This is a genomic window from Leuconostoc aquikimchii (assembly GCF_040838325.1).
GTDB lineage: Bacteria > Bacillota > Bacilli > Lactobacillales > Lactobacillaceae > Leuconostoc > Leuconostoc aquikimchii.
The window spans coordinates 323,755-336,448 of sequence record NZ_JBFPER010000001.1; the positions used below are offsets into that span (position 1 = coordinate 323,755).

Sequence of the window (12,694 nt, forward strand, 5' to 3'; positions counted from 1 at the left end):
AATTATCAATAATGTCATGCAATTGAATAAAAAAGGGGAATTTTAAATGGCTAATAACAATTTTTCAAATGATCCATTCGGATCAGACATGAACAATATTTTCAACAATATGATGGGTAATATGAATGGTTATAATTCTGAAAATCGACGCTACCTCATCAATGGACAAGAAGTAACACCTGAGCAATTCGCGCAATACCGTCAGAGTGGCCAATTACCTCAGGGACAGCAGGCCCAAGTTGATGGTAATAACAGGCGAGAGGTAGCACAGCAAGGACAACCCAAGCAGGAAGGTATGTTGGCTAAGTTGGGTCGTAATTTGACACAAGAGGCACGTGATGGCTTGCTTGATCCAGTGATTGGCCGTAACAAAGAAATTCAAGAGACAGCAGAAATTTTGGGTCGTCGTACGAAGAATAATCCTGTATTAGTTGGGGATGCTGGTGTTGGTAAAACCGCTGTCGTTGAAGGCCTGGCACAAGCAATTGTAACAGGAGATGTGCCTGCTGCGATTAAAGATAAGGAAATTTACTCGATTGATATTTCAAGTTTAGAGGCCGGTACACAATTCCGTGGTGCCTTTGAAGAAAACATTCAAAACTTGATGAAGGAAGTTAAATCAGCAGGAAACGTTATCCTATTCTTTGATGAAATTCATCAAATTTTGGGCGCTGGTTCTACTGGTGGTGAGGATGGCGGTAAAGGTTTGGCCGATATTATTAAGCCAGCCTTGAGCCGCGGCGAAATTTCATTGATTGGTGCGACGACGCAAGATGAATATCGTAACACTATTATGAAAAATGCTGCTTTGGCACGTCGATTTAATGAAGTTACTGTTAACGCACCATCTGCGCAAGATACACTATTGATTTTAAAGGGTATTGCTGCACTGTATGAAACGCATCATCATGTTTCTTTACCTGAGGATGTTTTGAAAGCCGCTGTTGATTATGCTGTGCAATACATTCCACAACGTTCGTTGCCCGATAAGGCGATAGATTTGTTGGATATGACGGCAGCTCATTTGAGCGCTAAAAATCCAGTAACAGATAAAGTGAGTTTAGAAAAGCAGTTACATGATACCAAAGAAAAGCAGGAAAAGGCTGTTGCAGAGGAAGATTTTGAAGCCGCATTAAAGTATAAGAATAAAATTGCTGAATTGGAACAGAAAATTGCTGGAGCGGATGAAGCGACTAAAGTTGTTGCTACTGCTAATGATGTAGCTGAGTCTGTTGAACGTTTAACAGGTATTCCCGTAGCACAAATGGGTGCTTCTGATATTGAACGTTTGAAGACAATCGGAAAGCGTTTAGCTGGCAAAGTTATCGGACAAGAGGACGCAGTTAACATGGTTGCACGTGCCATTCGTCGTAATCGTGCGGGATTTGATGAAGGCAATCGACCAATTGGTAGTTTCTTATTTGTTGGACCAACAGGTGTTGGTAAGACGGAGTTAGCCAAGCAACTAGCATTAGATATGTTTGGTAGTAAAGAAAATATTGTACGGCTAGATATGTCAGAGTATTCAGATTTGACAGCAGTGTCCAAACTAATTGGTACGACTGCGGGTTACGTTGGCTATGACGATAACAGCAATACGTTGACGGAAAAAGTACGTCGTAGCCCTTACTCAATTGTCTTACTTGATGAAATTGAAAAGGCGAATCCACAAGTCTTGACCTTACTATTGCAAGTCATGGATGATGGTCGTTTGACCGATGGACAAGGTAATGTTGTTAACTTCAAAAACACAGTAATCATTGCAACTTCCAATGCTGGTTTCTCGGATAATAGTGACGGTGAATTAATGACACGTTTGGCACCTTATTTCCGGCCAGAATTCTTAAACCGGTTTAATGGTGTGATTGAATTTTCAACTTTGAGTAAAGATGATCTCAAGCAAATTGTTGATCTAATGCTAGCTGATGTGAGTCAGACATTGGCTAAAAAAGAGTTAACTTTGCAGGTTTCTGAAGCTGTCAAAAATCATTTGATTGAAGATGGTTATGATGAAGCGATGGGTGCACGACCACTACGTCGTGTCATTGAACAACAAATTCGTGATCAAGTCACTGACTTTTATCTAGATAATCCTGGCGAGAAAGAACTGAGTGCAGACTTAATTGACGGTCAAGTTGTGATTTCAGCTATCGTTCAAAAGTAATAGTGTGTCAAAAAAACGGTTAGCAATATCATGTTAACCGTTTTTTTAGTGTCTGAATATTGCCATTTTTAAAAAGCAATTCAAATAGCGATTAGATTCAAAAAATCTTGTCTAGACCGGTAATCCTATGCTGCGTTGCTAGTGGCTTAACTTGTCTATACATTTGTTTTAAAATGTCGATTTAATTATTTGTAAGCGCTTACAAATAATGTTATATTTAACTTGTAAACAGCGATAGAGGAGAATTTGTGATGAATAAATATCAGATCATCCATGATGAATTGCTAAAACAAATTAATGACGGTAAATATCCAGAAGACACAAAGTTACCTAGTGATTTTGCCTTAATGAATCGCTACCATGTTGCTCGCGAGACGTCGCGAAAGGCTGTTGCAATGTTAGTCGATGAAGGATATGTCATGCGAATTAAAGGTCGTGGGACATTTGTTATTAATCAAAATCGTTATTCGTTTCCGATTTCGCATGTTGAAAGTTATCGTGAATTAGCGGCACGTCTAAATTTCAATGAGCGGACACAACTGGATGCTATTTCAGACAAAGATGTCCCACTAGTTTTTGATTATGGTGGACAAATGCCCCTACCGGCAACAGAAATTGTGCGTATTCGTTATTTGGATAATGAACCTGTCATCATTGACCGGGATTATGTATTAAAAGATGTTGTCCCAGAAATCAAAAGTTTGTCGACTTCATTATCATTATTTGAATTATTTGAGCAAAAGTTAGGTTTAGTGATTAGTTATGCAAAAAAGACAATCACGATTGAAACCGCCAATACATTAGACAGGCAGTTAATGTCATTGACGGAACCCATGTCAATTGTCGTGATTCGTTCAGAAACCTTTCTTAATGATGGCAGAATTGTCTCATTTACTGAATCCCGTCATCGTGGCGATCGGTTCAAAAGTGTTGAATTTTCTAGACGTCATTGAAAAGACGTTAAAGATAATAGTTACGCATAGGAGAAGAGAAATGACAAATACAAAAATTTTGGCGCCGCTTGCCGGCAGACTCATCCCATTAATAGAAGTTGAGGATCCAATTTTTAGCAAGAAGACGATGGGTGAGGGATTTGGACTAATACCAACAGGCCACGATATTGTTGCACCAGTAGCTGGTGAAGTTATTGCCCTACAAGGACACGCTTTTGGTTTGCATAATTCTGATGGCCTGGATGTATTGACACATATTGGTCTTGAAACAGTCAGTCTTGATGGCAAACCATTTTCATGGACGATTAAAAAAGGCGATCATGTACGCGCTGGGGATAAAGTTGGGTCGGTTGATTTGGCTCAAATTACTGCAGCTAATCTATCTACGACAACAATGGTGGTCGTGACAAACACGGCCGAAATGTTAGATAAGCTAGAGATTGCCGGTTATAAGACGGTAACAGTTGGTGAAGTAGTTGCTGATGCAACTATAAAACAAGAAGCAACAGGGGCTACTAAAATGAGCAGCTCAGCAAAAGGATCTGGTAATCAATATGAAAGACTTGCTACTGATATTATTGCAGGTGTTGGTGGTGCACAAAATGTGGATAAAGTGATTCACTGTATTACGCGATTGCGCTTTTATTTGAAAGATCATAACGTTGCTGACAATCATGCCATTGAAAGTTTAGATGGTATAGCGGGTGTAAATTATGCTGATTCATTAGGACAGTATCAAGTCGTCATTGGTCCGGCTGTGACTGATGTTTACGATGAGGTTATTGCCCAGTTAGGTGATAGCGTTGCTGATAATGAGGCAACAGATCAAGCAGTTGCTGAAACGACCGGCAAGAATGGCTCTAAAAATCCTATTGTTCACGCTTTTCAGGCGATCATTGGCACAATTACTGGTTCAATGATGCCAATCATTGGGTTGCTTGCTGCTGGTGGTATGTTAAATGGGTTCTTGAGTTTAGTGTCGAATCAAGCATCATTTTCGGCTATTTATTTTATTGATCCAGCATCGAGTACGTTTACCATCTTACAATCAATGGCGATGGCACCATTTTATTTTCTACCGATTCTAGTTGGTTTCTCAGCTGCACAACAACTTAAAAGTGACCCATTTGTTGTTGCCGCTATTGGTGCATTTTTGGTTAAACCGGAGTTCATTAATTTAACAAATGCCCATGTTATCGGTAATCAAATTGCACAACCTGGTAAAATTGTCGGCACGTTGTTTGGTGTTAGTTTGAATTCGAGTTTTTTCGGACTGCCAATTAATATTCCAAGTTATGCCTACTCAATTTTCCCAATTATTTTTGCTGCGTGGTTAGCACGACCAGTTGGTAATTGGCTTAAAAAGAAGTTGCCTTTGGTCTTACGTTCAATTTTTCAGCCATTACTAACATTGGTTGTTGTGGCTTCTGTGGTTCTAATTCTTGTTGGTCCGGCAATCACTTTAGCATCGCAAGGTATTTCTACAGTGATTAACTGGTTACTTCATTTAAATTATCCATTGTCTGGTTTAATTATTGGTGGTTTGTATCAAGCACTTGTTATATTCGGGTTGCATTGGATGGTTGTACCGTTGATTGCCAACGAAATTGCACAAACCGGACATTCAACTTTGAATGCTATTGTTAATTTCACAATGATTGCTCAAGGTGCTGGTGCATTGGCTGTCTGGGCTAAAACAAAAATTCCTTCCCTTAAAGGTCTCGCTGGGGCAGGTTTCCTGTCAGCAATGGCTGGTATTACCGAACCGGCTATGTACGGGATTAACTTAAAATATGGTCGCGTGTTCTGGATGGCCAATATTGGTGGCGCAGTTGGTGGCTTTATTGCAGGGCTGTTTAACTTGAATATGTATGGTTTCACTGGTTCATTAATTGGTTTCCCATCGTTTGCTGTACCAAAAGGTCAGGTAGGCGCTGGCAATAATATGTTGATTTTCTGGATTGCTTCGGCAGCGACAATTATCGTATCATTTGCAATGGTTTACTTCTTCGGATTTAAAGATTCAGATGTGAATGAAATAAAAACTGTTGAGAAGAAAAATGCCTTTAAAGATGCTGCTGGTAAATAAGATGTTAACAATTTAAGGAGGAAACATGACAGAAAATACTTGGTCATTAACTTATGATGATATTGTCGATGGCGTGAAAAACTATGGTCGTGAAAGCTTGCTTAGTCTGGGTAATGGCTTCCTTGGCTGGCGTGGTTCACTTGTCACAAACACTTATGATGACGATTTTTATCCCGGACTATATGCAGCTGGTGTCTTTAATCAGACGTCAACACCAGTTGCTGGACGCGCTGTCATTAATGAAGATTTAGTTAACTTACCAAATGTGCAATTGATGACTGTGTCAATTGCTGGTAAACCCTTAGTGATTAACAATGACACGATCACAACTTTGACACGGCGACTTGATTTTAAAACGGGTGAATTGATTGATCATTATCGTGTTTTAGTTGATGATGATCCGACACATTTTGTTGATATTGACGTTATCAAAGTGGTTGATCCTATAAATTGGCATGATTTAGGTTTGCAATTTAAAGTGACGCCTAGTTATGATGTTGATTTGACAATTGATGCCAAAATTGATGGTAGCGTTGAAAATAAAAATGTTGCGCGTTACCGAGATTTTGATTCGAAAGAATTTGTGATCCAATCAATAACTGACACAACCATGACAATTCGCACACGGACAACTCATGTGACAGTAGCTTTGGCATCACAATCAAGTGGCGAAAATGTGCACGCAAAGACGACTCAAATAACAGATGACAGTGTCATTAATCATTATGTCGCTCAGGGTCACGCGGGAAAAGCAGTGACTATTACGCGTGTGATTGCTATCGCGAGTGATTTGGAAACAAAAAAAGATCTCGCAACATGCGTTCAAAACGCGGTTAACCAGACGACATTTTCAGAAATTCAGCAAAATAGTCATGCTTATTGGCATGAGTTATGGCAAACAAAAGATATTCAAATTACTGGCGATGATGCGATGCAAAAATTAATCAGAATGGGTATCTTTCATTTAAATCAAATGGGCAATCGTCATGCCAATCCGCATTTAGATGTGTCTGTTGGTTCGCGTGGCTTAACTGGCGAAGGTTATCGTGGTCATATTTTCTGGGATGAGCTGTTTGCGTTACCTTATTATTCAGCAAATGAACCAACTGTGACGCGAGCAATTTTGAAATATCGTACTAACCGTTTGGCAGTAGCTGAAAAAAATGCGGTGTCTGAAAACGAAATTGGCGCAATGTACCCTTGGCAATCAGGCATGTACGGGGATGAGCAAAGCCAGTTAATTCATTTAAATACCGTTGATAATACTTGGATTCCTGATAATTCTCGTCTGCAACGGCATGTGTCTTTGGCTGTAGCCTACAATATGTGGGTGTATCAGAAAATGACAGGTAAGTTAGATCATCTGGATGATAATGGTTTAGAAATGCTCATACAAATTGCTCGTTTTTGGATTAATAAGGCACAATTAGCAGGTGAACGGTTTGTTATTGCTGGTGTGATGGGACCAAATGAGTTTCACGAAGAAGTCCCTGGTGCGCATACCGGTGGGTTACTTAATAATGCTTATACAAATATTATGCTAGTGTGGCTATTGAATTATGTTCATGAATTATCACAAAATCCAGCTAGCAATTTTAGTCAGGTGGCAAAGCAAGTTGGTTACACTGAAGAAGAACAAGAAAAAGCAGAGATGATGCGTCATCATTTGAAATTATCAATTAATAGTGATGGCATTGTTGAACAATATGAAGGCTTCTTTCAACTGGAACAGTTAGATTTTACCGCTTATAAAGTTAAATACGGTGACATTCATCGTATTGATCGGCTTTTAAAAGCCGAAGGAAAATCACCAGATGATTACCAAGTCATTAAACAAGCTGATTTCTTGATGTTGATTTATAATTTAGGCGCAGCGCATACACGTGAATTGATTGCACAATTAGGTTATCAATTGCCAGATGATTGGTTAGCTAAAAATACGGCCTATTATTTAGAACGGACAACACACGGTTCAACAACATCGCGACCAGTATTTGCGGGTATTTATGTTGAACTTGCACGACAAGGCAATACAATGTTTGAAGCACAAGCTTATGATTTTTTAACTGATGCAATTGGTTCAGATTATTATGATATACAAGGTGGCACAACAGCTGAAGGGGTTCACATGGGCGTGATGGGTGAAACATTATCAGTTATCCAAAACGACTATGCTGGTGTTGACATGCTACATGACACGTTTGCGTTAAATCCACGGCTGCCTAAACAATGGTCAAAACTAAGTTTCACACAACAATACCAAGGGACGCAGTTAGTCATTGAAATGACAGCTAAAGAGGTAATAATTGTCAGTGATCGTGATATTAACATCATGGTGTCTGGCCAAACAGTTGAACTCATCGGACAACAAGAAAGAAAGGTAGTTTACAATGGCTGAATTTTCAAATATTAAAGGTTTTACTTTTGATTTAGATGGTGTCATTACTGATACGGCTAAGTTTCATGAGCAAGCCTGGCATGATTTGGCTATGCAAATAGGGGTCAATTGGTCTGATGAGCTGGGCAGCCAATTAAAAGGCATTAGCCGTATGGATTCTTTAAATATGATTTTGTCGGCTGGGGGACAGCAAGATAAATATAGTGATGATGAAAAACAAGCTTTTACTGCTCAGAAAAATGCCCATTATGTTGAACTGATTCAAGGTATTACACCGGACGACATTTTACCAGGAATGACCGCATTTTTGTCAGAAATTAAGTCTGGTGGTTATGTTGCTAGTATTGCAAGTGCTTCTAAAAATGCGCCCAAAATTCTTGAAAAATTAGGAATTACTGATGATTTTGTGGGTATTGTAGATCCGGCAACATTATCACATGGTAAACCAGATCCAGAAATATTCACTAAAGCCGGCAACATTTTAAAGTTAAATCCTAGTCAAATTATTGGGTTAGAGGATGCTAGTGCCGGTGTAGAAGCTATTAAAGCTGCTGGGCAAACAGCATTAGGCATTGGTTTAGCTGCCAAATCTGCATCTCCGCAGTTATGGGTAGCAAGCACAGCAGAAATTTCTCTGGCAAATATTGCTGCGGGTATGCAAAGTAATGTATAAATATGATGTAGTTATCAGAAAATAAATTAATCATAAGTTGGCTACTAAACGTTATTATATGACGTTTAGTTTTTTTTATTGCATAATTAACACAGTATACGGTAAATAATTTGAAAAGTGATAAATTACATCACTTAACCTCATAATTTATTTGAAATTTGTATCAAATTGCCGCATGTTGTCATGATATAATAAGAACATTAAATTCAGAAGGTAAACTAATCATGATTATTCAGCATGCCATTTTGCATATTCTAGACACAGATACGGGTAACTTGATCGCTTCTCAAGGTGAAATGTCAGTAACTGACGTCGGAGTACATGATTACATCGCAAAGCTTGTCAATAAAATATATGCTGGTGACGTCAAGACAGGTACAATAACTGGGAATGATTATTTACAAACCATATTGGTAGAAAAAGATTTTCCAAAAATGACCACGAAATTAGCGATGAAATTGTTTGAAGTGGTTACAGGCAGTGAAAATATTCAAGCAGGAGATTTATTAAGTTTTCAGGCAACGACTGATGATGGCCCAATTTTTGGTATGATAAAATTAAATTTTTCACCGCGATATGCACATGCGGTCGCATATGTTGCGGACCAAATGGTTAATAATTTGGTGTTAAATCAAGCTGTTTTACCTGCAGCAACACAAACAGTAGATGAAGCGATTTTGATTAACATGACGACGAATAGATATCATCTTATTGAAAAAAAGCATCTCATTGATGGCCATCGGGTGGCCTATTTTTCGGAGAAGTTTTTAGGTATTAAACCTGACATTTCAATGAAAGAAAATTTGCAGACTATTAAACGAACAATCAAAAATGTCGCTGAAAATTATGATGATTTGCCAGAACATGAAGCACTTGCCACAACACAGGCAGCTATTTATGAAGCATTAGAATCGGGTAGCATTGATACTGAAACGATTGCTGAAAAAGTGTTTTCGGATAATGAATCAGCAAAATCGTTATATAAAGAACAAATTGCTGAAAAAATTGTGTCTAAAGAGATACCAGTAGAGAACACACAAAAATATGAGAAAAAATATCGTGTTCAAAAATTTAAACTGGACTCAGGTATTGAAATTTCAATACCAATGGCTATTTATCAAGACAAAACAAAGGTTGAATTTGTTAATCAGGCTAATGGCACAACGTCCCTAATTATCAAAGACATTGAAACCATACTGAATAAGTTTACGGTTTAACCGTTTAATTGCTATAATTAAAGATAACGACGTGATGAAAGGAATACAGTGAGAATATGCCATATAAAGATTCTTATGTTGCCAAAATACGCGAATTAGTGGGTCATGAGTTTGAACTTGTTATGCCAACAACTGATGTTGTGATTGAAAATAAAAAAGGCGAATTATTGATGATTTATAATCGAGACTTTTCTGGATGGGCCTTTCCAGGCGGTTATATTGAACCAGAAATGTCATGGCAAGAAAATGCAGCACGTGAGGTGCTTGAAGAGGCTGGTACGCATGCGAAGCCTGATAAATTAAAATTGATGGGTACGATATCAGGTCGCAGTTTTGTTGCGCATTATCCAAATGGTGACACGGCAAAACTTTATACGACTGTTTTTCTACTAAACGAGTGGCTATCTGAAGATAATGCTGTGGACGAAACAGAAATAGATGCTAAAAAATGGGTGTCACCGCAAACAATCGAGCATATGCATTTAACTTTTTCTGGCCAAGCAGTTTATCGCTTATATCGTCAATATCAAAAAACAAATAATGTACAAGTGCTGACGCTCAATAGTGAGCTACAACGATTTGTGGATGCACAAAATGGCGAGATAGTTGGGGTCAACACTTTTGAAGATGCACAAAGTGAGCTTGAAAATGGTCAGAAACAAACGCACTGGATGTGGTTTGTTTTACCACAGCTACAGGGATTAGCACGTAGCGAGCGGGCAAACTATTATGGTATTCATGATCAACAAGAAGCACATGAATATTTGCAGGATGTTATTTTAAAGCAACGTTTGGAAAGCATTATTGCCACGACACTTGTATTAGATACTAGTGATCCAGTTAAGTTACTTGGCGCAGTTGATGCTGAAAAATTTCAAGCGAGTTTGACGCTATTTAGTCAAATTAGTGATGATAATTTGTATCAACAAGCGTTAGATAAATACTTTAATGGTCAAAAACATGCAAAAACATTAACATTATTGCAGTAAAAAATCATGTCACGTTATGACATGATTTTTTATATTAAGCCCCAGTATAATCAGGCGCTAACTTATTAACCGGTGGGGTAAATTTACGCATTGACTCAGCTAGATGAACAAAATTTGTTACCAAATGATGATTTGGCGCTTGGGTGCCATTCTTATCTGCTAAATCAGCAATCCAACCGTTGATGTAGTCAACTTCTGTGGGACGACCCTTCACAAAATCTTGATACATTGAGGGAAAATGAAGTGGGTTGGATACGTTGGATACATAATCAACTTGAGCAACCATGTCATCACGTGTTTCGATTAATGCAATACCAGCAGCCTCAGCAGCATCATAAGCCTCATTAATAAGAGGACGTGCGATGCCTTCTAAAAACCCATCATAAGCCATGAGTTGGCCCATACGTGATTGAAACATAGTAGCAATAGAGTTTTCAACCGCATTAAAGAAAACTTTAGTTAATAAAGTACCCAAGAAGTTTTCAGTATAAGACGGATTTAGATGGGCCGCTTTAAAATCAGTTTGTAATGCGGTCATGGTTTCCGAAGGTTTCTCAGTAAGATTGGCATAGACAGATGAACCAGCACCTTCATCACCCATAAAGTCAACATCACCAAAATCATTTAGTATCGTAGCAATCATGGCTGTACCACCAATAATATGGTCGTCATCAAAATATTTTTGTAACTTTTCGATATGGCCCATACCATTCATGGCACCTAAAGCGGTTTGACCGGATTTGAATTTTGGTGCTAAACGATCTAATGTATCCTGTAATTGCATTTGTTTCATAAAGAATATCCAAACATCTGGCGTACCCTCATATGATTCTGGTGAGAAAATGTTAATTTTTATTTCATGACGTTCCTTATGATCACGTGATTTCCACACTTTATTACCTTGAATAATTATTTTATCAAGGCTAGCTTGTGTTGGTTCAATAAAATCTACTTGAACACCTGCATTTTCTTGCAGTAATATACCATATCGTAACCCCATAGCACCTGCGCCAACTATTGCATATTTCATATATTAAATTCTCCTTTTTGGTTATTAATGGTATAATTCTAATCTTTTTCACATTGTAAGTCAATCTAAATTTAATTTTTTTAACTGGGAAGTTATTGTGATATACCGTATAATATATTTTATAAGTTGCAAGTAAAGGAAGTTTGATATGTCTAAAGAAATTTATTTAACAGGTGACCGGCCAACAGGTAAGCTACATATTGGTCATTATATTGGGTCATTAAAAAATCGTGTACACATGCAAAATTCGGGTCAATTTGATCCATTTGTGATGATTGCAGATACTCAAGCTTTTACAGATAATGCACGTAATCCAGAAAAAATTCATCAAGCGTTAACAGAAGTGGCTTTGGATTATTTGGCAGTTGGAATTGATCCAGAAAAAACAACTATATTTGTCCAATCACAAATTAAAGGATTGTTTGAACTCACAGAGTATTTTATGAATTTGGTATCTGTTGCTAGGTTACAACGGAATCCAACTGTGAAGGCTGAAATTTCACAAAAAGGTTTTGGAGAGGGTATTCCAGCAGGATTTTTAACTTATCCTGTGTCACAAGCAGCTGACATTGCTATTTTTCGTGCAACAAAAGTGCCGGTTGGGGATGATCAAGAACCAATGTTAGAACAGACACGTGAATTAGTACGTTCGTTTAATCATGCGTATCATTCTGATGTTTTGGTTGAACCCGTTGGCGTGTTTCCGCCGAAAGGTCAAGGCCGTTTACCAGGTATTGACGGTAATGCAAAAATGTCTAAATCACTAGGTAATGGTATTTATATTTCAGATGACACCGATATTATGGCCAAAAAAGTGAAAGCGATGTACACAGATCCACTGCATATTAACATTTCCGATCCAGGGCATGTCGAGGGTAATATTGTTTTTACCTATTTGGATATTTTTGACACGGATAAGCAACGTGTGCAAGATTTGAAAGATCAGTACACAGCAGGCGGATTGGGTGACATGAAGCTTAAAAAGCATCTGATTGAAGTTATGGAAGCTGAAATGGCACCTATTCGGGCACGCCGTCAAAATTATGCGCAAGATATTCCCGCAGTTTTGCGTATGTTACAAGAAGGTTCTAATCACGCCAATGTGATTGCTGAGGAAACGATGAAGGATGTCCGTCATGCGATGGGTATAGATTATTTTGGCTAGTAGTTAAATTAAAAAA

General features: G+C 38.2%; 9 protein-coding genes. 8 read left to right on the forward strand and 1 reads right to left on the reverse strand.

All coding sequences use genetic code 11. The annotated features are described in order from the left end of the window. Positions 1–46: 46 nt before the first annotated feature. The 7 genes from AB3K24_RS01650 to AB3K24_RS01680 all read left to right on the forward strand — a co-directional run bounded on the left by AB3K24_RS01650 (position 47) and on the right by AB3K24_RS01680 (position 10,483). Entirely contained in the window at positions 47–2,164 is a 2,118-nt protein-coding gene (locus AB3K24_RS01650; protein ID WP_367973493.1) for an AAA family ATPase, read from the forward strand. A 251-nt stretch (positions 2,165–2,415) separates the two neighbouring features. Further along, on the forward strand, positions 2,416–3,117 hold the full coding sequence (gene treR, locus AB3K24_RS01655) for a trehalose operon repressor (RefSeq protein ID WP_367973494.1): 702 nt from the start codon (positions 2,416–2,418) through the stop codon (positions 3,115–3,117). 40 nt (positions 3,118–3,157) lie between these two features. Further along, the gene (locus AB3K24_RS01660; RefSeq protein WP_367973495.1) at positions 3,158–5,206 is read left to right on the forward strand and encodes a glucose PTS transporter subunit IIA; all 2,049 of its coding nucleotides are present in this window, start codon (positions 3,158–3,160) and stop codon (positions 5,204–5,206) included. A 25-nt stretch (positions 5,207–5,231) separates the two neighbouring features. Next, entirely contained in the window at positions 5,232–7,604 is a 2,373-nt protein-coding gene (locus tag AB3K24_RS01665) for a glycosyl hydrolase family 65 protein (RefSeq protein WP_367973496.1), read from the forward strand. Beyond that, a complete protein-coding gene (gene pgmB / locus AB3K24_RS01670) occupies positions 7,597–8,277 on the forward strand; it encodes a beta-phosphoglucomutase (RefSeq protein ID WP_367973497.1) in 681 nt (226 codons plus the stop codon). The genes AB3K24_RS01665 and pgmB overlap by 8 nt, the downstream gene beginning before the upstream one ends. A gap of 224 nt (positions 8,278–8,501) precedes the next feature. Then, positions 8,502–9,494 carry a nucleoid-associated protein gene (locus AB3K24_RS01675; protein WP_367973498.1) on the forward strand — a complete coding sequence of 331 codons (993 nt, stop codon included), beginning with the start codon at positions 8,502–8,504 and terminating at the stop codon, positions 9,492–9,494. A gap of 56 nt (positions 9,495–9,550) precedes the next feature. Beyond that, complete coding sequence (locus tag AB3K24_RS01680; protein WP_367973499.1) at positions 9,551–10,483, forward strand: DUF1810 family protein; 933 nt, start codon at positions 9,551–9,553, stop codon at positions 10,481–10,483. 34 nt (positions 10,484–10,517) lie between these two features. Here AB3K24_RS01680 and AB3K24_RS01685 read toward each other — a convergent pair whose 3' ends face one another. Next, positions 10,518–11,513 carry a ketopantoate reductase family protein gene (locus AB3K24_RS01685; RefSeq protein ID WP_367973500.1) on the reverse strand — a complete coding sequence of 332 codons (996 nt, stop codon included), beginning with the start codon at positions 11,511–11,513 and terminating at the stop codon, positions 10,518–10,520. Positions 11,514–11,661: 148 nt separating this feature from the next. Between AB3K24_RS01685 and trpS the strand changes: the two genes are divergently transcribed. Beyond that, entirely contained in the window at positions 11,662–12,678 is a 1,017-nt protein-coding gene (gene trpS / locus AB3K24_RS01690) for a tryptophan--tRNA ligase (RefSeq protein WP_367973501.1), read from the forward strand. Positions 12,679–12,694 lie beyond the last annotated feature (16 nt).

Bases quoted from the DNA above. Each gene is read 5' to 3' on its own strand.
- AB3K24_RS01650 (WP_367973493.1), top strand. From the start codon at position 47: ATGGCTAATAACAATTTTTCAAATGATCCATTCGGATCAGACATGAAC.
- treR (WP_367973494.1), top strand. From the start codon at position 2,416: ATGAATAAATATCAGATCATCCATGATGAATTGCTAAAACAAATTAAT.
- AB3K24_RS01660 (WP_367973495.1), top strand. From the start codon at position 3,158: ATGACAAATACAAAAATTTTGGCGCCGCTTGCCGGCAGACTCATCCCA.
- AB3K24_RS01665 (WP_367973496.1), top strand. From the start codon at position 5,232: ATGACAGAAAATACTTGGTCATTAACTTATGATGATATTGTCGATGGC.
- pgmB (WP_367973497.1), top strand. From the start codon at position 7,597: ATGGCTGAATTTTCAAATATTAAAGGTTTTACTTTTGATTTAGATGGT.
- AB3K24_RS01675 (WP_367973498.1), top strand. From the start codon at position 8,502: ATGATTATTCAGCATGCCATTTTGCATATTCTAGACACAGATACGGGT.
- AB3K24_RS01680 (WP_367973499.1), top strand. From the start codon at position 9,551: ATGCCATATAAAGATTCTTATGTTGCCAAAATACGCGAATTAGTGGGT.
- AB3K24_RS01685 (WP_367973500.1), bottom strand. From the start codon at position 11,513: ATGAAATATGCAATAGTTGGCGCAGGTGCTATGGGGTTACGATATGGT.
- trpS (WP_367973501.1), top strand. From the start codon at position 11,662: ATGTCTAAAGAAATTTATTTAACAGGTGACCGGCCAACAGGTAAGCTA.